The following is a 22,872-nucleotide window of genomic DNA, read 5'->3' on the forward strand; positions in this document are numbered from 1 at the left end:
TAGTGGAAAATAATACTCCAAATAGGATTAAAAATCCTGAAACACCAGTCCCTAAGACGCCGCAAATGAACGATAGAGATTTTCTAAACGATGCCTTAACTACGGAAAAATATATATCTTCCTCATACTCGACTGCATTAAAAGAAGCTAGCCATGAATCGTTGTATCGTACAATAGCGTCTGTTTCCCAAGAAACAGAAGACTGTCACCGCAATCTATATAACTTAATGTTTAAAAACGGATGGTACGGTTTGGAAAAAGAAACTCCACAAACTATTCAACAATCGGTTCAGCAATTTTCTAACTACATGCAAAGTCAAGATCCATATAGAGGTAATGTAATACAATAAAAGAACACGTGTTCAAGAAGAATAAACTCAAGGTAAAACAACAATAGTTATGCGAGACAAAAGGTTGGTTAGTTGTTAACCAACCTAGAAAATAATTTAGAATTTACAACAATCGAAAGGGTGGCGGTAAGATGAATCTTAAGTGGATGAAACTTTTATCAACGGTTTTTCTTTCAATTTTCTTGTTATTAGGGTGTAATAATGGAGATGATGTTTCCAGGGTCAATTTTTCGTTTTAGGGGAAATTAAGAAATGTTATCAGTTACAGATTTACTTACGATACAGAAAAAACCAAATATAAAAGACGTTTCCCTTCAACTATTCCAAGAGTTTTACAAGGAACATTTATGTGGAAGAGTTTTTCATTTTGAATTAGATGATACCGATAGACCATCGATTAAACTGCGTTTCAAAGAAGAAAACCTGTGTCACTTATTAGGGATTCAATACATAGTGGCTAAGCTTAAAAATAAACATGAGTATGCTGGTAAAACAGGTTATCAAAAGCTAGAAAATGGAACGCTCACTTTTGACTTTTTGAAAGCTACAGATAGGACATGGTTCAAATCAAAAAGAAATCGAATGCTGTATTTTCCATTTGTACATCAAATTGTTCAAAACCCAACAGTAATTGTCTTTTCAAATGACGGTTTAAACACAAATCTTGATGTTGATGCATTAGTCGTTTGTTCACTCAATGAAGGTGGTGTATCTATAACGGTATCTCCATCCTTTACGCCTGCATTGTCAACACTCCAAAAACCAGTAGTCATCGCATCGGCAATAACTGCTAACTTTTCATCTGGTTCTTCACAAGTCTCTGGAATTTTGAAATGAGTAAAGTTGGCAAATGGCACTCTTAAATATTCAGCTTGCCCACCTGGATAGCCCCCCGTCGTACCAGAATATCCAAAATAGGCACCCATATCACCATTATCATTTGAATTATCACATTGGCTTTCCAAATGATTTTTACAGTAATGGCATTCACCGCATGCTATATTAAAAGGAATAATGACACGATCTCCCTTTTTTAGTTTGGTCACGCCTGGACCAACTTCTTCGACGATTCCCATTGGTTCATGACCAATAACATAGTTTTCTTGCAGGTTAGGAATCATGCCGTGAATTAAATGTAAATCAGACCCGCATATAGCTGTACTCGTTACTTTGATAATCATGTCATCTGGTTTTTCAATCTTTGGATCTGGAACTTCTTTCACTACAACATTTTTAATACCTTGATATGTTACTGCCTTCATTGGTCACAGCCTCCAGTGTTAGTGTTCATCAGGTGTCCGGTCAAACATACCTTTTCTATTGGTCTCAACAGGAAATAGATTCATTTTGCCAATCATCAAGGTATTGTTGGCTGAAAGTTGATCTAGTTTATACTGTTCACTTAGTTCGTATGGATGGAACCATTTTTTATTAATCATTAGTTCTGTAATTTCTTGGTACATGGCAATCCCTTGCATTAACTGGTTTCGTAAGACCGTTCTAACATCAGGTGATGCGGACTCCGTTAATGCGACAGCAATATTGCGCACGCCTTCTTTGGCACGAAGAAGTAAATCCATCGCAAATGTGGTATCTGCCAGCTCTGGTACGTGCAGTGAGTTTATAGGGTCTAAATAGTCATGGTTCAATGAATTTGCCTCCTTTTCAATTGACTATTGGCGTTGGACGGTTTTGAGGAACAGGAGCTTCAAAAGGTGCACGTTGATAAATTGCCTGTAATTCCCCAAGCGCTTCGATGGATTGTTCAACATCTTTTTGCATTAACGCTCTCAAATCTTGATCAAATACCAATCCTTGCATTAGTTTTGATTTCGCTAAGCAAAGGGTTTTGAAATTAATAACTTCATGCAAATCCAATGATTCATGATCGGCTAATTTTTGATTATCCATTTCTACTTAACCTCCTTATTCGTTAATACAATCAATTGTATTGTTCCAAAAATAGGAGGAAACATTCTTTAAGGTTTTTTATAATCGGTAAAATTCATAAATGGGAGGAATTCATTAATTTGTGTAGCTGGGGATGATGGCTGCTGCGGTCCTTTTTTCATGTACAAAAAAAATGTTCAACCAGATATATCGTAAGTCCGAAATATAAATACAGAATTGAACTTACCAACATTATAAAAATTTCCAGGAACAGTTTAACATTTACCAAATAAACTGTTCCTAATTTTAAGTTTATTTATTATCAAAAGGTCGGAGCAGGAAATTCATCAATTTTGATACGAAGTAAACTATAAGGTTTCTGTCGTAAGTCTTTTCCATAATGAAATCTAGGCTGTCGATGTAATTGGTTCACAATGACATACAAATATTGATCCGGACCAATTGAAAAAGTATCCGGCCACAACATTCTCGGGTCATGTATGATCGTTTCCATTGTGCCATTTGGCAATATCTTGCGGATACAGTTGTGTTCATAATCTCCAGCATAAACAGTTCCCTTTGCATCAGTGATCATTCCATCAGATGCACCTTTTTCTCCCCAATACTCCACATGATAAGGTAATTCCATGTCCGGTATGCTTCTGTCTCTCAGGGCTTCTGTTGTGATCGAGAACAGATGACGACTGGTTAGTGGACAAAAAAATAATACCCTTCCATCAGGCGAAATCGCAATACCGTCAGAAGCCAGTCTAAATGGAGAAGTACTGCCATCTTTATTTCGATTCATTAATACTTTTCCTTCTACTTTCGGTATAAAATAGGGATCGGGTGAAGTTGAATTTGCCCCATTTAACCGTCTGAAGGCGTTCCATCTGCTAAATCTACGACGATTATAGCTCCTGGTCCTGTTGAAGAAGAATCCGTTATATAAGCATACCCTGCTTTTCCAACACGAAAATCAAAACGGACATCATTCAAATAAGTTGTAGGCAGGACAACATCTTCTGTAAAGGTATATACTTTTCTTATTGTATTCGTTTCTAGATCAACAGCGACTAATTTTGCCCCCCCTTTAATAGGTTCAGAAAAATTGGGTGCAGCTGTATCTAATACCCAAAGTGTTCCCCTTCCATCAGCAACTACACTTTGGACACTGATAAAAGTCCTTGTAAAATTCTCGGGGTTAACCAAATTGGTTTGTAAATTAGGATAAGGCTGCAATTTATCCTCAACAATTTCCGCCACCGTAAATTTAACATCGTCTCCCCATTTCGGGAAGCAAATGAAAATACGACCGGTTTCTGAAACAGTAACACCTGTAGGCATAGCCCCATAAAATGGATAAACCAGTTCAAAATTACCGAAATATTTTTCACTAGGTAACATAGGTATCATCATATCCTCCTTAAGCATCAAACGGGATATCACCTATATATGATTTATATTTTTTCTAGTGCATGTTTCTTAATAAGTTTTTTTCTATAAAACATTAACCTCTATCGATTCAACAACTAAAGTCGGTCGGAAGAACAAAATCGCTAACGCGACTTAAATCACGTCCCAAGTGGGGTAGCGTCAGGAAAGTGCGGATTTACAACGTTAAGGAAATCAAAATATAAAAAGTCTAATTTCTCGGTGTTATAAGTGGAAAATTAGGCTTTAGTTACTTCATTAAAGCGCCTGATTGATGAAGACTAAAGTTTATATTCACCAAGAAAATTGATGTGCTCTTATCCTAACAAATTGTAAAAAAGAGACATGAATGTTGCTTTTTTTCATACTGTATTTTGGAGGTGGAAAAATGGCAAGAGTCGCTTACCGAGATGCAGACGTTGATTTAATGGCAAGGATGATGAGAGCAGAGGCTGAAGGTGAAGGAGTACAGGGGATGCTATATGTTGGAAACGTGATTGTAAACCGTGCTGTAGCTGATTGTGCGGATTTCATGGATGTAAGGACCATTGAAGATGTTATTTTTCAAGTACAAGGGGGAAATTACTCCTTTGAAGCTGTGCAAAAAGGCAATATATTTTATCAACGAGCAAGAGAATCTGAAAGAAGATTAGCAAGAAAGAATTTGGAATATTGGAGAGATTACCCAGCGAAATATGCTCTTTGGTACTTTAATCCATATGGTCCGTGTCCTCCAACATGGTATGGCCAACCTTTTAGTGGTCAATTTAAACAACATTGTTTTTATGAACCAGCGCCTGGAACATGTGAAAGCGTTTATAGTCGTTGAGGAAAAGATTCGAATATTTTTAAAAACTAAAACTTTTAGCAGCAAAAAAAAGGATTTTCTTACTGGAAGATCCTTTTTTCAGTGTCTATAAACATGATTATGTTAATTATAATCCCCTATAAACATGGTTTTGGTTCCCTTGATGGCTAATGGTTTTATTCATTTCTTACATATTCAATTTCAAAGGAGGATTTCCAATAAAATCACTTTTTCTTTTTTCGGTCCGAATTTTTGCGATTAGCTCATTCTATAGGGGGTAGCGTCAGGAAAATGCGGATTTACAACGTTAAGGAAATCAAAATATCTAATTTCTCGGTGTTATAAGTGAAAAATTAGGCTTTAGTTACTTCATTAAAGCGCCTGATTGTTGAAGACTAAAGTTTTTATTCACCAAGAAAATTGATGTGCTCTTATCCTAACAAATTTTATTTAGGACTTACATGTATGCCTTCACTCTCTCGCCAATCTGCGTAAAGTATACGCTTTACATTATCAAATCCATTGGTAGTTAATTGGTTATCTAACCACTGTTGATCAAATCCGAGTTCATGTAAATTATCCCATATAATTTCCCCATCTATAATTAACGACGTTGGGAGGTCTACTGGACTTTCTGGAAGATTGAGATCTTGCTTGTCTGGTTTTTGATACTTGGATTTTAATAATAAACTTATTTGCCCATTAGCTTCCAATATACCGTATTTGACTTCGCGAACTGAAAAGACATTATTTTGACGGAGTATACTCAATACTTGATTTACATCCAATTTGTTCTTTGTAAGTAACTTTCTGTCCATAACACCATCTCGAATGATGATGTTAGGATTGCCTAATAAGAGAGAACGTGTCGATTTATTTTTTAGAGTCATAAACTCTATTCCCAACATAAGAAACGTCCACAATCCGATGGCATATAAAAAATGAAAAATCCCTATCTTATCTTGATAAATGGTATTTCCTAATAAATCTCCAAGTACTAACACAAAAACTAAGTGAAACGGGGTTAACTGATAGATGGACGTTCTGCCTGTTATGATAATAATAAAAAATAAAGTAGCAAAACCAACGATGACTTTAATCGTCAGTAAACCAATAGTAACTTCTTCCAAAGTCTTTTCCTCCAATTTAAATTTTACTTAGTTGTAAGATCTTGAGGTTTAGATAAAGAGGCAAGTTTTAGAATTAAAGCTCGAGTTACAATTCCAACAATGAAGTAATATATGAATGAATATCTGTATCTCCACTCTATATAATTAACAAATTTGACCCACTCGCAAAAGGGTTCACCTATAAATGCATATGTTAGTGCCATAATGATCTGGGCTAAAATAAAAGATTTCCATGTTCTAAAATATTGATATAACAACATGTAAGCTACAGGTATCATTGAAAAATCAAAGGGAAAGGCCCTAGGAATAATAGGTAGAATGCAATTGGATAATCCCAAAACCTATATTGTAAGCCAACTACATCTAATAAGGTTGTTGTTATGATAATTATGGTACCAAATAACAAAATTTCTAAAATAATGTCTCGTTTAACAAGTTTAGCCCATATAAACCAAGGCACAACTAAAAAAACGACTAGTATCCACCATTCCCAAGTTAAAAACTCATTTTTAGCCAACCATTTAATTCTAAATGATAGAGCTTATCTTCTAATAAACGTATTTCCTTAAGATGTTCAAATATATTATCTATTGATATCACCCCTATATTTAAATGAAAAGGTAACAGATATTTTTGAATTCAAACTCTTTGAGCTGCCTTTTTAGTATTACCGTTTTTTAGTAATGTAATCATTCCATATTATGGTACTGTTCTTGCTAAAGTTACTCGCAGCGATATTTATCAACTTTTTTCGGAATGTTTATATAGTGAAACAGAATTACATGGGAAAGCGTTAAATCTTATGAGTTTAAAAAGTTTAAATGATAGACCACCAAATATGGAATACCCAAAAAGTGTAGAATTTATACAACACAACATCGTTAATAAATACATGGTTTGGTGAGAAAAGACCTTTAAATACTTTAGAAATAGGAGAACTTTTTGCAGCAGTTGAAAGAAATACAATTGGTCTAGTTCTTTTAATGGGATTAATACAGGTAATGAAAGACAAAGAAATAAAAGATTACTTATTAAAAGGAAAAAAACTTACTGAAAGACAAATAGAAGCATTTTCAAAATTTTTGAAGGGAAATTGTAATTTCATGGGTACCCCCCTGACTATGGAGGTAACCGATTCAACAACATTACCATTTTCCGAAAGGTTAATTATGTTTTTCATTGGTTCTTCAAATCAAGTTGGTGTTTCTGCTCTCGGATACGCTCTATCTATTACAATGAGAAAGGATTTAGCAGCTGTGTGGTCCCTATTCTTTGTGGATGTAATGAAGTACGGTGGGGAAGGATTTAACATTTTAGTTGAACGCGGATGGATGGAGAAACCCCCTCAACCGATTGATAGGAATGAATTTTACAAATCCTAAGTACTTGAATTTGGAGCAAACTAAATGGCGAATGAAAAACAAACTTTATTATGTAATTTTACGTATAGTATATTCCAGTTCGATGGCTGCTGATTTAAGACGTAAATATATGATTTGTCTGTTTAACCCTCCTCCTAATACTCCGGATGTGCTGCATTAGGCATTTGAACTGGTAAATTACCCTTTTAATGGCAAATTTATTATCTTAAATCCAGGCCCCCCTTTTTGAAGCTTTCAAAGCTTATAGTACGATTCAGTTTCTAATTTCATTTTATTAACGATATGCCTTATCATCATATCCTTTTTTATTTATTCCAACGTTCCCAACTAGTAACAGTAACATCTCCTTATCACCTTCAGCTCTTAATAATCTTCCTAAAAAGAGGCAATATCTGATTCCCTAGCATTAATTACTCCCAAAACTTCACCTCATTGTATTGTCCAACTTAATGGAGGCTTAGCTTGGGTAATGCTTATAACCTGTAGAATAAAAATTAGAATAAAAAAATAATAAACGGAGAAAATAATTTAGGAATATAAATGACGATAGAAAGGGCGGTAAAAAATGAATCTAAAGTGGTTAAGACTATTAACAGCAGTTTTTCTATCTGCCATCATGTTAATGGGGTGTAATAATGTAGAAGAGGATAATGATCCACCACCACCTGATATAGAAGAGCCAATTGAAGATCCTAAAGATGCAAATGACCTAGATAATGTAGATGAAAATAAAGATGATGAAGCTGATTTAGTGCCTGATACAGAAGAACCAATTGAAGATCCTAAAGATGCAAATGACCTAGATAATGTAGATGAAAATAAAGATGATGAAGCTGATTTAGTGCCTGATACAGAAGAACCAATTGAAGATCCTGAAGATGTAAATGACCCGGATAATATAGATGAATAATGATTTAAAAAGGTATAGATTAATAAGTTTCAACACCGTTTGTTTAGAACTGCTTCTTGTAAGAGAAGATGACAAAAGTGGGAAATAGAGTAATGGACAGCTTTAAAGCTGCCCATTACTCTATTTATTATGTAATTCTCCTTAGGTCCAGATAAAAAAATGTCCTCCTAATAAACATCAAGTCCACTGTTTTCGAGCTGACAGTTTAAAAATACTTTTAAACATTTTAAATCATTTCTACTAGTTTTTCCTCTATAGCATGGATCATATCAACTAGTCATTTTTTAAACATTTCATTAATTTCCCAAGATTCGATTCGTTATATAAGTGGTCTGTGGGTCCATACCTTTACCAATTAAATAGGTCATTGCAGCAACTTCCTCCAATGCATGGACATATACGTATCTTTTGCTTTTTCTAATTCATATTTTACAAAAGGGGCAATAATATTTAACACTTGTGATTTCAAATGGTTGTTTGATTTGTTGCTCTATATTGAGGGTGATAATTAGATATGTGATTATGATATTGAAAGCTTCTTCGATAACATTAATCATCACAAGTTGGTAGATATTCTGAAAAGAAGAATCCAAGATGAAAAATTCATCCACCTTATCTGGAAATTCTTACGTGCCGGTTATAGGAGAAATGGATATATCACAACACACATTCAGCGGGACTCCGCAGGGTGGAATCATCAGTTCGATTTTAGCAAACATCTATCTAAATGAACTAGATCAGTTCATAAGGGAATTAACCCGGTCTTTTACAAAAGGGGAAAGAAGAAATCGAAACCCTGAATATAGGAGACTTAGTGACACTAACTTCTTAACTATGATGGACAATATTATGGTATATAAGGGAGGATGAGGAAGTGAGGGGGATACTATGAGTGATAAAAAAAGAGAATCTTGATTTTTCGTTCAAGCATATTGGGCAGCGAATGGCTTATGTATGATTTAAGTTTTACCAGCGTGACCTATATAGTGCTTTTGTAAGGAGGCTTCTTTCTTGAGGAAATTTATTTTTAAAAGATTATTTCTTTTAGGAAGAGCGTTACTATCTATTTTAGGAATGAAGTAGCCAGAAGGAGATAAAAATTGAAGTTGGAACTTTTGTTATTCCAAAAATATGTCCTACTTACATTTTTGGAAGACGGGATGATTATATGATTATGATAGCCAATAGAAAAAATGCGTTTCTTATTGATTCTGAGACCCTTTATTTAAATTGATGTAAATGTCCTTGAGTGTATGTGGGTGGGACATAGGGGCATTGTCCCTATTGGCTACTCTAACACTTAGGATAATTCTATTACCCTAAAACGAAAGTGTCCTTTCACCTTGTCCCTCAATTACCCTAGAAGTTGCTATACACAAATGAATATGCTTATTTTAATGTATCCTGTCCCAAATCCTACTTAGATCTAAGGGAACATACACTTTATCGCCATGAATTTCCTTATGTATAATAGGATTTTTAAAACTCTCCTCTAAACTTACAAAAAAATTCTTTTGTCTAGCCCGTGGTTTTGGTCCTAAAACCATTTCACTATAATCTTTATGCATATTTCCTATTCTCCTTTGATAATTTTCCACTTTCGTATGTTAAATAATTTATAACACAAACCTGCAACTATTACTCCATTTCTAAAACAAAAAGCAAATATGTCTATGTTTGGACTAAAACTCACAGTAACCATGAATAAATCAACTGAATTTTAATCACTTTTGTAAAAAAGCGTGATTTTCAATTTTCACTACCCTTCCTCTCGCAGAGTTTTACTTACAAAATGTATTTTTACCAAAAACATTAAAATATTTCATATTTGAATTTTTTAATATTGATATATATTTAAAACTAAATGAATAAATATATATTTTATTTAGCACCATATTAATGTCAACCATAGGAGGTGTTATTCATGACAGTCATCAATGACGTTAAAACAGCTTTAGCAGGATTAAAAAGCGCTCAAGCTAGCTTTGAAACATTTGCTCTCAGTACGGATAATCAACAAGCTAAGCAACTTTATCAAGATGCTGCTACACAAACCCAATCTGTTATTGATAATGTTGAACCACGTGTTCAACAAATCGAACAAGAAGAACCTCAATACAAACAACAATAATGAGTATGGCGAAAAGGTTGGTTGAGAGGCCAACCTTTTTTAGCATCCCAATACTGGTAAAACATGGAGGTGATTTCATGAAAGTGAAAATATTATTTTTCATTTTAATCCTTATCGGAATGGGTTCAGGGTGTAACGGAAACCAAAATCAGTTAGATAATTATAATGATTTGAGTATTTCACAAGTACATACAAGTAAACCAATTGATCAATCTGTTGCCAATCATGCTAAAGAAAAGATTATCACTAAGGAAGAAATTTCGGATGTAAAGGCTGTGAATACAAATAATGAGCTTTTAGTAGCGATAAAAGTCAGAAATTTCAACCGTTTCCGATTAAAAAATATCGAGAAGTCAGTTAAATCTGACTTAAAAAAAATGTATCCAGATCACAATGTATTTGTTTCGAGTGATAAAAAAATGTTCTGGGAACTTGAAAACATAGAACAGAGACTGAAAAAAAACGATACGAATGAGAAAAACTTAAAAAAGGATTTAAATAAACTGAAAAGTCTAATGAAGGAACAAACATAAAGAGAAAGGATCGAGTTATGTCTAATAATCAAAAGAAACAACTTACTCCTGTGCAACAGGAATACCAAAAATTGCAAAAACAACGAGAGATTAAAAGACCGGTTGTTAAAAATTGTATAAAGGCCTTTATAACTGGTGGTCTTATCTGTCTGATCGGTCAGTGTATTTCTGACTTCTACATTTATTTTTTTGATTTTACTGAGCAAACGGCCGGAAATCCGACAGTGGGTACGTTAATTTTTATTACGATGCTTCTTACTGGTTTTGGTGTATATGATCGAATGGCCCAATTTGGAGGGGCTGGAACAGCTGTACCCGTAACTGGTTTTGGCAATGCGGTCATATCACCTGCCATTGAGCATCGTTCCGAAGGATTTGTACTGGGCGTAGGCGGCAACATGTTTAAATTAGCAGGGGCGGTTATTTTATTTGGTGTTTTTTCTGCTTTTGTCATTGCCCTCATCAAAACCATTTTAATCCAGTGGGGTGGTTTATAATGCTGGCAGGTCATCGTACATGGATTTTTGAACAAAAACCAGTGATACTTTCAACTGGAACAGTTGGAGGACCATTTGAAGCAAACGGAGCGATCGCAGAAGATTTCGATCTCCTTCATGCTGATTTATGGCTTGGACAGGATTCCTATGAAAAGGCACATAAAGTCCTTTTTGAAGAAGCCTGTCAAAAAGCCATGGAAAAAGGGGGCATCCAAAAAGATCAAGTTCAATTTATCCTAGCTGGGGATCTGATCAACCAGATAACTCCGACAAGTTTTGCTAGTCGAACAATTGGAGCTCCGTATTTTGGTTTATTCGGTGCCTGCTCTACGTGGGGTACCGCCAGCATTTCGGAAAAAAAACACGCTAAGAGAACTTATTTGAAAAAAGAGCCAAAATTTACCCCGTTAAGAGTAAATCGGCTCTTTCATATTTAAAGGGCGTAAGGATTGTAAACTTGTTGAATGTAATCCCTCAAACTTATATTCTCCTAAGAAATTGATGTGTTCCCAACCTAAAGGCCATATATACGGCATTAAATCTTCTCGAAATTCGCCTGTATGTTTTAATTCTTCTACTGCTTTTTCCATATAAACCGTATTCCATACACTTATCGAATTAATAATAATATTAAGTGCACTGGCCCGTTGTAATTGATCTTGAAGAGCTCGCTCTCTAAACTCTCCGCTCTTTCCAAAAAATATGGCTCTAGCTAAGGCATTTGTAGCCTCACCCTTGTTTAAACCTTTTTGTATTTTCCTTCTCACTGATTTACTTGAGATATAGTCTAAGGTGAAGATAGTTTTTTCTATTCGTCCCATTTCACCAAGAGCGGTTGCCAATTTATTTTGTCTTGCATAAGATCCAAGTTTCCCCATTATAAGTGAGCTAGATACTTTACCTGTTCTTACTGAGTATGCTAACCGTAAAACATCATTGTAATTTTCTTGAATGACCTTTAAATTAATTTTACCTTTTAATAGTGCCTGAACATTTGGATATTCTTGCACACCGTTAATAGTAAAAAGTTTCGTATCCATTAAGTCACGAATACGTGGTGCAAAGCGGAAGCCTAGAAGATGTGTTAATCCGAAAACTTGATCTGTATATCCAGCGGTATCTGTATAATGTTCTTCAATCATGAGGTCTGTTTCATGATGAAGTAAACCGTCAAGGACGTATAGTGCATCTCGGGCATTTGTATTAATTACTTTTAAATAGAAGGAAGCAAATTGATCACTTATAAACCTATAGATAGTTGCTCCTCTTCCTGTTCCATAATGCGGGTTTGAATCAGCATGTAAAGAGCGAACGCCAATAGGTACCCGCATTCCATCTGAGGACGATGTATTACCGTCTCCCCAATATGTTGCTAATTGTCGCCGATGTTGAAAATTAACCAGAACAGACTGAGCTCGAACCATAGCATCATCATACATTCTCCATTGTGCAGTGTTTGCCATTTGTCTATAAGAGATTCCAGGAGTAGCCTCTGCCATTTTTGTAAGACCAATATTTGTTCCCATTGCCATCAGAGTTGCTAATACTATATTCTTCTCTTCTTGATCAGGAGATTTGTTCGTTGAAGCATGAATAAATTGCTCATGAAATCCAGTCCAGCTGGCTACTTCTAATAGTAAATCTGTGAGCTTTATTCTTGGCAACATATTATGTAGACGGATACTAAATGCTTTTGCTTCTTCTGGAGTCCCTTTATCTAACCTTTCCACATATAGCTTTCCTTGGCTGATATCAACACCTTCTAATTTTTCACTGTTTTTTGATAACCAGTCCAAACGTTGGTTTAGCGAAGTAATCCTTTCTGTTAAGTACTCCTCGACCGTTAAAGGAACTGCCAAGTAATTTTCCACATTTATTATGTTTCTCCAATCCTCTTCAGATATTAAGTAATCATCAAATGCCTTATGCTGTCTACTTCCTGAAACAAATATATCTCCTGATCTTATGTAATTTCGCAACTCTGTTAATGCTGCCAGTTCGTAATAATGTCGGTTAACATTACCTTCGTCGTCATACACATGTTTTTGCCAACGATTTGATACAAAATTCAAAGGTGCACTCATCGGTACTTTTCGCTTTCCGTTTATGTTTAAATCATGTATAGTATGAAGCGCTTGAAGTACTGGCTCTGCCGATTTAGTTGATCCAAACTGGAAGACCCTTAATAGGGCAGGCGCATACCGCCTGATATAGGAATATCTAGTCTCCAACAAATCTAAATAATCATAGCTTATAGGTCTTGATAACTGTTTGGCTTCCTCAACCGATTCCACCATTTTATCCCACGGCATAACATCATCTAGAGCTGTAAAAGCATCTTTCCCTACTTCTTTCGCTTCAATAAGTGCTCCACATATCTTGATAAATTGTACAAGTTTTTCATTCAGTTTTTTACCATTTACTTTTTGCATCTCATCTTGTGCTTTTTTTCCTTTTAATTGAAGATTCATCATGATACGGTCGTGTATTTCAATTGCATAATCGATTAAATCTTGTGTAATTTCTAGCATAAAAGCAACTAAAATACTGTATCTTCTTACTTCATCAAATCTTCTAAAGGCATACGGTTCATATTTTGATCCTAATCTTGCAAGCTGCCGAAGGCGGTTGGAATTAATCTTGCTCGTATCAACTACAAGCCCTATATCTTTTACATATTCAAACCGCTCCACAACCTTGAGAAAAGACTCTGGTGATGGTTGAGAAGGAAGCAGTTTTAACCAAGCTAATGGCGAAATTCCATTGTTTGTGGGTAGAAGTAAAGCATCTATTCTTTTCTTTTGTTCAGATGTTAAGTCATCATACAAAATACTGTATACCTATTGATCTGCTTGCTGTTTGGCTTCCCAAACTATATTTTCAATTACATACATGGCAGGAAGAATAACTTTTGATTTCCGTAACATGGACAGTGCTATTTCAATTAAATGAAGTGAGTTGCTGTTTTCCATAGCTTGTTGTGTAAGATGTTTCAACAGATTTTCTTCATGTTTAGAAGAAAAATTACTGTACTCATACTCTTCACGAATTTCACTAAGATGCTCCCATAATGTGTTATTACGATTAGCATATTTAGAAAATTCTTCTGCAGGAATCTGTAGCTGTCTTGCGATATGGTTAATTACTGACATAGGAATATCTATATACTCGGTTAAAGACCAGCCAGGATAACGAATTAATGCAAGCTGAAGAGCAAATCCTAAACGATTGTATCCTCTACGGTGCTTGAATATTAAATGTAAGTCATGTTTAGAAAAGGTATGAAATGTTACCAAATCCCATTCTGTTAAACGTGATAAATCCATTAACTCATTTCGTTGTGCCTCTGACAGTAATTGTTTAACTCCCATTGTTTCCCCATTGCTCCTTTATAAGAGTTCCATTTTATTTTTTAACTGCAGTTGATTTGGATTTGTGTAAAGTAATGTTGTATGGATATTAGAATGCCCAGCTTGATTTGCAACTTCATGAATACTAAATCCTTTTTCAATTGCATTGGTACAGAAGAAGTGTCGTAACTGGTGTGGAGTAATAACCTTGCTATATGATTTGAAGATACGATTGACGACCGTACGGTCGAGCTTTTCCCGCTTTTTACTAATAAAAAGATAAGCAGATTCATGTGCTGTACTGTATGTTTTTCGTTCGATAAGATAATCTTTGATAGCATGAGTTACCTTACTATTTAGCAATACAATTCGTTGTTTATTTCCTTTTCCACTTCGAATTATACATTCCCCAGTCTGTAAATTGAAATCGCTAAATTTGATAGATAATGCCTCTGAAATACGCACTCCCGTGTATGCCAGGAGAGTGACAATTGCATAATTGCGTTTGTTCTTATCCTCTAACACACTTTGCAAAAACTTCTTTACATCTAATTCAACAATTTGGGTTGGAGAAGCATACGCAGTTTGAACCTTTATCATATCTGTTTTTAAAATCACCTGGTCTTGTTGAACGCTTTTCTTTATTAGAAATTCATTAAATTTAGCAAGACTACTAATCTTGTGGTTGATAGTTTTGGCATTTAACATTTTGACATTCTTTAAATAGCTAATGTAATCTAAGATATTTTGTCGGTACAAATTTGTTAATTTTCTGTCATATGAACCTTCAAACCATTTTATGTACTGTCTAATACCTAATGTGTATCCCTGAATAGTGTTCTCAGTTTTCTTCTCCTGTTTAAGATAAGAAGAAAACTGTTTTGCAACATTCATGTATTTTTCTCCTCTTCTGTAAGTTGTGTTGCATCCATAAATGTTCACTTCTTAATAAATTGTGTTGCGTTAAACCTATAGATTCATAGTTATTATAGCACCTAATACAACACAATTAATATTGTGTTGTATTAGGTGCTATAAGGAAATCGAAATACCACTTCTTAGCAAAAGAGAAAATAATAAAGAAGCCTAATTCCTTAACATGTGAAATTAGGTTTCTTACTACAATATTTAACTTCAATTAGGAAAGGATTGTCCACTTTAAAAAATAATATATTTATATTTCAGATCGAAAAGTTTTACCTAACTGGTTACCAAGACCAAAATAATGACGAAAATTATATATAAGTGGGCTCCATTTATTTGGGTCAATATGATTTTCTTCAATAATGATTTCCTTATGAGCATGTACATGTATAGCTTGTGTCTCAACAATTGCAAAATCAGGAGAGTAATCAGGAATTCGAATGTGTTTCACCCTTGCCTCAATTTGAATTGGACATTCCATAATTCGAGTAGGTTTGACCGATTTAGACTCAGTAGGTGTTAATCTACTAATATCATATTTTTCTTTTTCATATGTAAATCCATTCTTTTTCTTATAATCTGGAACGGGATTTTTCCCTGTATAGGGGGCTAATTGTTCAACATTCTCCCATAATGAAGGACTCGGAACATTGATTACACATTCAGGATGTCGTTCTAAATTTTCAATAGCTTTCCCTCCAAGTCCAATTCCTAATATAATACAATCTCCTAATGCCCATGATGATGACATAGGGCTGATGTTTACTGTTCCATCTTCATTTAGCGAATTTAGTAAAATCACAGGAGTTCCGTAGTATAGAATTTTAGGTTTAATAATATCTGTGTTTGGAACCTGAGCCATTTTTTTCATCTTTATTTCTCCTCCTATTCATATGTTCTTCCTTATTTATTGTAGAATATAAACATTTCGATTATCATCGAAATATGGATTACATTAAGGGGGGAATTAAAATGAATGCAAATCCAAATGTAGCAATGATTGCTACTCTTGTAAGTGAAGCTTCTCGTGCAGCAATATTAACAGTCTTATTAGATGGTAGATTCCATCCTGCAAGCGAATTAGCATATATGGCAGGAATCAAACCACAGACGGCTAGTTTTCATTTGACAAAAATGGTCGATGCGAATGTAGTTACAGTTGAAAAACAAGGGAGACATCGATATTATGGAATTCGAAATCAGGAAGTTGCTCAAGTTATGGAGTCATTTTTATCAATAGCTCCACCAATTGAAATTAAATCATTAAAACAGGCTTCGGAAGATAAAGCGATGCGTTTTGCAAGAACATGTTATGATCACCTTGCAGGGAGTTTAGGAGTACAATTAACAGATTCTTTAATTAAAAAAGGTGTTATTTATGAAGAAAAAGACGGGTTTACTGTTACTGAAAAAGGAGAAATATTTTTCTTAACTTTTCAAATTGACCTTGAAAAAGTTAAGAAGAAACGTCGTTCTTTTACTCACAAATGTTTAGATTGGAGCGAAAGACGTCACCATCTTGCGGGAGCATTAGGAAATGCCGTCTTAGAGAGATTATTAGAGTTAAATTGGATTCAACGTCTACCGAAAACACGAGCAATAAAAATCACTTCTGAAGGAAAAAAGGGACTAAAAGAAACATTTTCTTTTGATATTACAAACAACTAAGTTTTGAATATAAAACAGCCGATTTATCCTTAAAGAAGTTAAAATCGGCTGTTTTTTTGTCGAAATTTTCTTAGCGTGGTTTTTTTCCGAAATGCTGGCGGTACCCCTTATTGACATGATGGTATTAGTTTTATTCTCCAATACCAACCCTCTTAATTAAATAAGAAAATTTTTTGATTGGAGAAAGAATTATTTTATGAGTGGAATAGGAATACAGGAGTGTGGGGAAATATTGAAAAGAAAAAGACTGAACTCTTACTGGACAATGATTACAGACGTACAGAATAGAAGGAAGCAAAGGGATTAAAATTGGTTACTGATTGGAATGGGGATTGGACTAAGATTGATTTGCGATGGGATTTTTTATGATTTTGGAAATAAAAAACGAAGGTCTGCCGGGAAAAGTACCGGAAAACCTTCGGAATTGGAATGTAATTTTTACTTAAGAACCCTTAATTTTATTTATGGAAACATTGAAACTTCCTAATTAGTTATTTTTATCCCGATTAGTCGTTTTGTATTTTTCACCTTTGCTGTCATAAGTGATCCATTCTCCAATAGGTTCTCCATTTTCAAAGTATCCTGAACGTTTTATGGTTCCATCAGCACGATACCATTCCCAATAACCTACTGGTAAATCCCCAATCATTTTCCCCTTCGACCATATCGTTTTCCCGTTTGCATGGTACTTTATCGTGTATCCATCAATCACATCTAGTTTCTTTTCTTTAACGCCATTTGGCTGTATTATGTCACACTGTTCTTTCTCCATAACAGACCTCCGTTAAATTTTTTAAATGATAAATGAGGAAAAATTAGATATTTCTATTTTGGTTCGAAAATATTTATTTTGGGGTTACAATACTGTTCAGTAATAATAATGTCTTGCTTCCCTCATTTTCTCAAACCCTTGTTATTCCTACATTTTTATTTCTGAATTTTCACCCAGTTAAAATAGAGTTCTGCACAACTCACCCATTTTCCCGATTTTCTTCTCACTTTTTTCTGCCACAACTTTATTTTTAATTAAAATAATGTCGTGGGATTTCTTGCTTTTCTTCCTGCCTTTTTCTCCTGCTTTTTCTCACTCTTTTCGGGATTATGGGGTTCTTACGAACCCCTTACACTTTTTATCCAAACGTTGATAGAACAGGGCTTATCAGGCTTTTTCTTCTATTTTTTAGTCAGGCAAAAAAGGATGGGATTCCTGTTCCCACCCTTCTTATCTTTTCATTTCTTCCTGCCTTTATCCACACGTTTTCCACAGGCATATCAGAACTTTGTTTTGATTATGACAGGGGTTTATTATGTGGCACAGGAGTTTATTATGGGGTTACATAGTTACTGCAGGGAATAGGATTAAAGGGATTAGGGAGTATAAAGCATTTTAATCCCACAACTCATTTCATATATGTAGATAAATATTGCAACAGCAATTTTCTTGCCTTTTCAAAATCCATATATTCTTGGTAAAATCCATCATATTGAGTTATGTTATCTTCAAAAAATCTATATTGTTTAAAGAACTCAAAGAATGAAAACCTCAACATTTCTATTTGACCTTTTGGAATTTTATTTGATTTCCCTATTAAAACATAACTTAAAGACCCAGCGATGTTCATGCAATAAGTATTAAAATCCGCTGTCAACCAGTTATCATCATCAGATAACTTGGAAAAAGCATTACTGTAATCTTCTTGGATTTTATCTGTATCTCTATAGGGGAACGGTTTCTGCAATTTCTCATTTATCAGTACCAGTTGTCTTTCAATATCATTCAAATCCATTTCCTTTTCTCCGCATCTTCCACATTATTTCCTGTTACGTTAATCATTTCGATAGTATCAACCTTCTTAACTCCTTTGTCATTTGTGGGGATGTAAGATAAATAGAATCATCGGTAATATACATAAACGTACTCTTCTCATTTTCCTTTCCTAACCATAAATGAATTCCATGTGTAGGCAGTCCCCCTTCTTCCGCCTCGTATTCCACCATTACATCGTAATCAGGTTCAGATATCTTAACCTCCCCTGGTTGTTTGACAGCAGTCGTAATCGCCTTTTCAAAAACATCTAATGATTCATCATCTTTAATTGATAGAATAATCTCCTCATTCATTTCTCCTGTTCCATTCGACTCTGAAATTTTAATTTCTGATATTTTTCCATCTAAAAGAACCATTGTTTCTTCTTGTTGTAATTGGCAACCTATTAAAGCGATTGCAACACATAAAATTGTTAATATCGAAAATATAACTTTCAAGCTATTTTCTCTCCTCTATCATCAAAATGATGACCTTTACAAAGTGAGCAGAGTTGCCCACTTAATAAGATGGTTTATATATTCTATCGGTGTCGGTATCAATCACAAAATCAACCTCTGTATCTTCGTTATAGGCAAGTTGGTCAAAACAGTTAATTCGGCAAAATATAGCTGGAAGGTCTAAAATATCTGAAGTAAGAGTTTTGGAATTTATGTACCTTTTCATAAGTTCCTGTTTTGAACACCTATTCCCTTTAATTAGAACTTGGTGATAATATCCGTCAATTTTAACTATCAATGTCATCACGATTGACTGCTAATCAATCCATAAAGCTTAGTTTGTTTTGTCTTTTTGACTGAAATATGGACCACACCAACCTGTTTCATGAGTTTTTACATAAGTCCAATTAAACTCTTTATCTACTACGTAAACATCTTCTTCATTTATAAAGTCCTCGGCTGTTAAAGGTGACGCATTTTCAAGTATAAAAGCATCATCCGTATGCTGATAAAAAACATAGCAAGATTGTTTTGATTGTTTGTTAAATGTTATATCAGCTTGTTCTTCTTTTAAGCATTTCCTTCTTTCATAACTAAATACATGCCATAGGTAGCCACAGCAACCATCTTCATCATAAAGATAAATAGATTTCTTTTCTTTATCGCTAAGATGATTGACAAAGTTATCTTCCCATTGCTTTCGCAGATATGTCCCCCACTTAGGTATTTCTATCACTCTTACTTTTTTCATTCTTAGTAAAGATACTAAATCCATCATATTTTCCAACATGACACCCACTTTTTATATAATCAAATTGCTAACCGTATGTTTCATAAGAAATCTCCATTAAAATTTTTTCGTATGACTTTATCTTCCTCCAAAGTGCCTCATATTCCAACGAATCAGGTTTGCACTTGTCTAATTCAACAAACATACTTATTAAAGATTTTTTTAATTCAACTTCTTTATCGGTTTGTTTTTCTATATTTCTCCTATCTCGATACATAATGAGGTGTTCTTTAAAATTCTTTCTCGCTTCTGTAAGGGAATAATCACCATTTGGTCCTCCCCACACTTCATCCGCATTTGGGTCGTCTTGTCCATCGTCTTCCCAATGACAAAGTTCACATATATCAAATATTCCCCGTTCTTCAATTGTTGGTAAACCACAACAAGGACACTTTTCCCGTTTCAATCTAATCTCTCCCTTTAGTCAGATAAAGTTTTTACCGCAAATGACGTTTATACTGCTTAAATACCTTGTGTGGTGGAATCCCTACCGTTTCATCAGGTACATAACAATCTCTATCGTGATATGGCATTTCTAACTCTTCCCATTCAAAATCATCCTCAACACATTTAATAAATAAATCGTAACCCTCACCATCTGAAGGGGATAACCCTAACCTTATTTCTTTATGCTTTAATGCAACATCAATCGCTTCTTTAAGTTCGATTAAAGCTGTTCGATTGGCAATAAGATAGGCATTACTATGCCACATCTGTTGTCCAAATATATGGCACAAAGGGGTCGGTTCATCCTCTTCATAAAAATGATTCTTATATGCTTGATTTAGCTGTTCAAGTACGGTTTCGGGGCTATAAATATCTAAATAGGTATCCATACCACTTTCCCAATACCTTTGTCCACCACCCCAAAACTGTGAAACAAAGTCATCATATAAATCATTGTTCTCCACAAATAAATATCTTTCCAAGGCATCTTCTAAATCCCCAATATAATAATAGCTGTGTATTTGTATTTCATCCTTTTTATAATAAAATGATAAAGAGTATCCGCTATTTTTTCGCTTTCCAGCAAATCAAAATTATTTTTCTTTGTACTCTTAGGCTTTAATCCCCCATTTACAAATGGTGTTTCTGGAATATAAATAGCTGTGAACAATTTTACATCTGACATTTATAGACACCTCCTAAACCAATATTACCTCAAATCCTATTTTTATAAAGTACGCAATTATTAACCATATATTTGGAGGAACAATATGATAAACTTTTTATCCCAATTTATGAAAGAGCATTTTGATAACCTTACTCTAAGACCGCCCCTATTTTATTCATGGGAATATGGTATCCGTTTTGAAATTTCTATGCCCTGGGTACAACATGAAGATAAGAACAATCTTCAGCAAATCGAAGAAAGAATTAATGGCATATTCAATAAAGTTTTTCATGATACCGATGAAATGTTACTGGTCACAGACATTCATTGTGAGAAGAACGATACCTTTTTACAAAAGAGACCAACAAAGGTCTATCAAAAATATATAAAAGACAAGGAATTAAGACGAAAACTGCAACATAGGGTGTTACCAAGTGTTTTTTGGGAAGATGAAGACGGTGAAGATTATGAAGAAATGGTCACGCACCGATTTGCTCTGTCCTGTGAAAAGAGCGACATTCGTTATAAACCGCTCTTAACTGCTATCAGTTATGAGGATTTTCCACATCCATCCCAAATTCTAAAAGGGTTATACCGCCCTGGTATTGATATTTATTTTGTAAATGTTACAAAGAAAATGATTTACCATCTATATGATGACCGAGGCTGTGACGTTATCGCCTCAAACAAAGAAGATTTACATTCACTTTATGAAGAACTAAATGATTGGATTTTAGACTATGACCGAGAACAGATTGATAAGATATTCAAATAATCCATTTGTTGTATAATTAAAGAAAAACATCTACAAGAGGTGATTAACTTGGACCTTCTCACCACATTTCTTGCCATCAGGCTCTGCCTGTAAGGGTCTAATTTTCCTTTGGGGGACTTTTACAGGCTAAGCCATTTCCCAAGGAGTGTGATGGCAAATGAAACCACATCAAAAAAATCGTAGTCGTTCCTATTTTCGACATCATCGGAAAAGAGTGATTCAGCGTAAAATAAAGATTGCCAAACATTTAGGTTGGCAATCTCGCTTTCCTGGATATTTCGCAAAAGGGAAAGTTCATTGTTCGTGCTGGATGTGTTCCCAAAAGACGAAAAAAGATGGACTTCCTCATTCGCAAAACATTCAATTGGAACGCTTAAAAAGTCAATTATATGATTACTTTAGCGAAGGGGAATTTTAATCGTTTAATGAGCAGGGTGATAGTTCTTCCCTGCTTTTTCATTATTTTGTAGTCTTATGTCTCCATCAGCTATAAACATAAAGGTCAAAATCCACATCTGCACCTATGGAATCGGCAAAATGAATAAATCTCCTATCTAAGTACATAGCTGGTTTTTCATTATTTTCTATTTGAATAACGATGGTAAATCTATACGCTAATTCATAATTTTCTCTTAACTGATTTAACAGTTCTTCCTTCCCCTCCAATTGATTCAAAACGAAATCCAATTGTTCACTAATATCATAAGACTGCTCGTAATCTGTACCTAACTCCCAACTGGTATATTGCCGATAATGCGTTCCTGTAGAGGTCACATTCGGATTAGATGGTCTATTAATAGCTTCACCTTTTTTATATGCCCTTGTCGGCCTTATTCCTAACACATTTGTAAAATACTCAATAGAAAAGTCATCTGCCTTCGCTGAAAAATAAACCTTTACATTCGTTTTTTCCATTTATAA

General features: G+C 34.5%; 26 protein-coding genes and 6 pseudogenes. 14 read left to right on the top strand and 18 right to left on the bottom strand.

From position 1 onward, the window contains the following. The first annotated feature begins 2 nt into the window (after positions 1–2). Positions 3–350 (top strand): spore coat protein, encoded by a 348-nt coding sequence (locus tag NST60_RS08030; protein ID WP_174752363.1) that lies wholly within the window; start codon positions 3–5, stop codon positions 348–350. Positions 351–602: 252 nt separating this feature from the next. Beyond that, positions 603–974: pseudogene (locus tag NST60_RS26750) on the top strand (PBECR4 domain-containing protein); the annotation flags it as partial. Between the two features lie 89 nt (positions 975–1,063). On the opposite strand, the pseudogene NST60_RS08035 reads toward NST60_RS26750, so the two are convergent. From NST60_RS08035 to NST60_RS08050, 4 genes and pseudogenes are all read right to left on the bottom strand, one after another. Further along, a pseudogene (locus tag NST60_RS08035) lies at positions 1,064–1,612 on the bottom strand (alcohol dehydrogenase catalytic domain-containing protein); the annotation flags it as partial. 18 nt (positions 1,613–1,630) lie between these two features. Further along, positions 1,631–1,999 (bottom strand): spore coat protein, encoded by a 369-nt coding sequence (locus NST60_RS08040; protein WP_126409024.1) that lies wholly within the window; start codon positions 1,997–1,999, stop codon positions 1,631–1,633. Between the two features lie 16 nt (positions 2,000–2,015). Continuing rightward, positions 2,016–2,261, bottom strand: coding sequence for a spore gernimation protein GerQ (locus NST60_RS08045; RefSeq protein WP_108897239.1), 246 nt, complete (start codon positions 2,259–2,261; stop codon positions 2,016–2,018). 301 nt (positions 2,262–2,562) lie between these two features. Next, a pseudogene (locus NST60_RS08050) lies at positions 2,563–3,656 on the bottom strand (L-dopachrome tautomerase-related protein). A gap of 406 nt (positions 3,657–4,062) precedes the next feature. Between NST60_RS08050 and NST60_RS08055 the strand changes: the two are divergent. Beyond that, a complete protein-coding gene (locus NST60_RS08055) occupies positions 4,063–4,503 on the top strand; it encodes a cell wall hydrolase (protein WP_169187803.1) in 441 nt (146 codons plus the stop codon). A gap of 425 nt (positions 4,504–4,928) precedes the next feature. Here NST60_RS08055 and NST60_RS08060 read toward each other — a convergent pair whose 3' ends face one another. Continuing rightward, entirely contained in the window at positions 4,929–5,612 is a 684-nt protein-coding gene (locus tag NST60_RS08060; protein WP_169187802.1) for a DUF421 domain-containing protein, read from the bottom strand. A 23-nt stretch (positions 5,613–5,635) separates the two neighbouring features. Continuing rightward, the gene (locus NST60_RS08065) at positions 5,636–5,890 is read right to left on the bottom strand and encodes a hypothetical protein (protein WP_341098607.1); all 255 of its coding nucleotides are present in this window, start codon (positions 5,888–5,890) and stop codon (positions 5,636–5,638) included. 458 nt (positions 5,891–6,348) lie between these two features. Between NST60_RS08065 and NST60_RS26755 the strand changes: the two genes are divergently transcribed. From NST60_RS26755 to NST60_RS08080, 4 genes and pseudogenes are all read left to right on the top strand, one after another. After that, positions 6,349–6,516 (top strand): hypothetical protein, encoded by a 168-nt coding sequence (locus NST60_RS26755; RefSeq protein ID WP_445304407.1) that lies wholly within the window; start codon positions 6,349–6,351, stop codon positions 6,514–6,516. Positions 6,517–6,541: 25 nt separating this feature from the next. Then, positions 6,542–6,994, top strand: coding sequence for a DUF3231 family protein (locus NST60_RS08070; RefSeq protein WP_341099806.1), 453 nt, complete (start codon positions 6,542–6,544; stop codon positions 6,992–6,994). A 565-nt stretch (positions 6,995–7,559) separates the two neighbouring features. After that, positions 7,560–7,904 carry a hypothetical protein gene (locus NST60_RS08075; protein ID WP_017697713.1) on the top strand — a complete coding sequence of 115 codons (345 nt, stop codon included), beginning with the start codon at positions 7,560–7,562 and terminating at the stop codon, positions 7,902–7,904. A gap of 524 nt (positions 7,905–8,428) precedes the next feature. Further along, positions 8,429–8,717, top strand: a pseudogene (locus NST60_RS08080) (reverse transcriptase/maturase family protein); the annotation flags it as partial. A 581-nt stretch (positions 8,718–9,298) separates the two neighbouring features. On the opposite strand, the gene NST60_RS08085 reads toward NST60_RS08080, so the two are convergent. Continuing rightward, positions 9,299–9,472 (bottom strand): hypothetical protein, encoded by a 174-nt coding sequence (locus NST60_RS08085; RefSeq protein WP_017695329.1) that lies wholly within the window; start codon positions 9,470–9,472, stop codon positions 9,299–9,301. A gap of 356 nt (positions 9,473–9,828) precedes the next feature. On the opposite strand from NST60_RS08085, the gene NST60_RS08090 reads away from it, so the two are divergent. From NST60_RS08090 to NST60_RS08105, 4 genes and pseudogenes are all read left to right on the top strand, one after another. Beyond that, positions 9,829–10,035, top strand: a complete 207-nt coding sequence (locus NST60_RS08090; RefSeq protein WP_160549936.1) for a DUF1657 domain-containing protein — start codon at positions 9,829–9,831, stop codon at positions 10,033–10,035. A 77-nt stretch (positions 10,036–10,112) separates the two neighbouring features. Further along, positions 10,113–10,568: a YhcN/YlaJ family sporulation lipoprotein gene (locus tag NST60_RS08095; protein ID WP_160549937.1), complete on the top strand. Its 456-nt coding sequence runs from the start codon at positions 10,113–10,115 to the stop codon at positions 10,566–10,568. A gap of 17 nt (positions 10,569–10,585) precedes the next feature. Then, the gene (spoVAC, locus tag NST60_RS08100; protein ID WP_017695333.1) at positions 10,586–11,065 is read left to right on the top strand and encodes a stage V sporulation protein AC; all 480 of its coding nucleotides are present in this window, start codon (positions 10,586–10,588) and stop codon (positions 11,063–11,065) included. After that, a pseudogene (locus NST60_RS08105) lies at positions 11,065–11,397 on the top strand (stage V sporulation protein AD); the annotation flags it as partial. The gene spoVAC and the pseudogene NST60_RS08105, both read left to right, overlap by 1 nt. 75 nt (positions 11,398–11,472) lie before the next feature. Here NST60_RS08105 and NST60_RS08110 read toward each other — a convergent pair. The 3 genes and pseudogenes from NST60_RS08110 to NST60_RS08120 form a co-directional block, all read right to left on the bottom strand. After that, positions 11,473–14,436: pseudogene (locus tag NST60_RS08110) on the bottom strand (Tn3 family transposase). 18 nt (positions 14,437–14,454) lie between these two features. Then, a complete protein-coding gene (locus NST60_RS08115; RefSeq protein WP_169187795.1) occupies positions 14,455–15,309 on the bottom strand; it encodes a tyrosine-type recombinase/integrase in 855 nt (284 codons plus the stop codon). Positions 15,310–15,589: 280 nt separating this feature from the next. After that, positions 15,590–16,210: a flavin reductase family protein gene (locus tag NST60_RS08120; protein ID WP_169187794.1), complete on the bottom strand. Its 621-nt coding sequence runs from the start codon at positions 16,208–16,210 to the stop codon at positions 15,590–15,592. Between the two features lie 101 nt (positions 16,211–16,311). Between NST60_RS08120 and NST60_RS08125 the strand changes: the two genes are divergently transcribed. After that, the gene (locus NST60_RS08125) at positions 16,312–17,007 is read left to right on the top strand and encodes an ArsR/SmtB family transcription factor (protein ID WP_169187793.1); all 696 of its coding nucleotides are present in this window, start codon (positions 16,312–16,314) and stop codon (positions 17,005–17,007) included. A gap of 487 nt (positions 17,008–17,494) precedes the next feature. Here the strand turns inward: NST60_RS08125 and NST60_RS08130 are convergent, their stop codons facing one another. From NST60_RS08130 to NST60_RS08160, 7 genes are all read right to left on the bottom strand, one after another. Further along, complete coding sequence (locus NST60_RS08130; RefSeq protein WP_101729727.1) at positions 17,495–17,779, bottom strand: hypothetical protein; 285 nt, start codon at positions 17,777–17,779, stop codon at positions 17,495–17,497. Between the two features lie 628 nt (positions 17,780–18,407). Next, positions 18,408–18,794 carry a YxiJ family protein gene (locus NST60_RS08135; RefSeq protein WP_016202198.1) on the bottom strand — a complete coding sequence of 129 codons (387 nt, stop codon included), beginning with the start codon at positions 18,792–18,794 and terminating at the stop codon, positions 18,408–18,410. A gap of 43 nt (positions 18,795–18,837) precedes the next feature. Further along, on the bottom strand, positions 18,838–19,272 hold the full coding sequence (locus NST60_RS08140) for a hypothetical protein (RefSeq protein ID WP_016202197.1): 435 nt from the start codon (positions 19,270–19,272) through the stop codon (positions 18,838–18,840). Positions 19,273–19,606: 334 nt separating this feature from the next. Continuing rightward, positions 19,607–20,047, bottom strand: a complete 441-nt coding sequence (locus NST60_RS08145) for a DUF4275 family protein (protein ID WP_040342972.1) — start codon at positions 20,045–20,047, stop codon at positions 19,607–19,609. A gap of 43 nt (positions 20,048–20,090) precedes the next feature. Next, the gene (locus NST60_RS08150) at positions 20,091–20,468 is read right to left on the bottom strand and encodes a CPCC family cysteine-rich protein (RefSeq protein WP_016202194.1); all 378 of its coding nucleotides are present in this window, start codon (positions 20,466–20,468) and stop codon (positions 20,091–20,093) included. Positions 20,469–20,499: 31 nt separating this feature from the next. Further along, on the bottom strand, positions 20,500–20,991 hold the full coding sequence (locus NST60_RS08155; RefSeq protein ID WP_016202193.1) for a hypothetical protein: 492 nt from the start codon (positions 20,989–20,991) through the stop codon (positions 20,500–20,502). A gap of 8 nt (positions 20,992–20,999) precedes the next feature. After that, positions 21,000–21,194 carry a hypothetical protein gene (locus NST60_RS08160; protein ID WP_016202192.1) on the bottom strand — a complete coding sequence of 65 codons (195 nt, stop codon included), beginning with the start codon at positions 21,192–21,194 and terminating at the stop codon, positions 21,000–21,002. Positions 21,195–21,279: 85 nt separating this feature from the next. Between NST60_RS08160 and NST60_RS08165 the strand changes: the two genes are divergently transcribed. Beyond that, the gene (locus NST60_RS08165) at positions 21,280–21,951 is read left to right on the top strand and encodes a DUF3885 domain-containing protein (RefSeq protein WP_016202191.1); all 672 of its coding nucleotides are present in this window, start codon (positions 21,280–21,282) and stop codon (positions 21,949–21,951) included. Positions 21,952–22,108: 157 nt separating this feature from the next. Then, positions 22,109–22,369, top strand: coding sequence for a hypothetical protein (locus NST60_RS08170; RefSeq protein ID WP_016202190.1), 261 nt, complete (start codon positions 22,109–22,111; stop codon positions 22,367–22,369). A 65-nt stretch (positions 22,370–22,434) separates the two neighbouring features. On the opposite strand, the gene NST60_RS08175 is transcribed toward NST60_RS08170, so the two are convergent. Next, positions 22,435–22,866, bottom strand: coding sequence for a DUF4279 domain-containing protein (locus tag NST60_RS08175; protein ID WP_101729730.1), 432 nt, complete (start codon positions 22,864–22,866; stop codon positions 22,435–22,437). Positions 22,867–22,872: the final 6 nt, after the last annotated feature.

Origin of the sequence: Niallia sp. FSL W8-1348, from assembly GCF_038006745.1 — a bacterium.
GTDB lineage: Bacteria > Bacillota > Bacilli > Bacillales > Cytobacillaceae > Niallia > Niallia alba.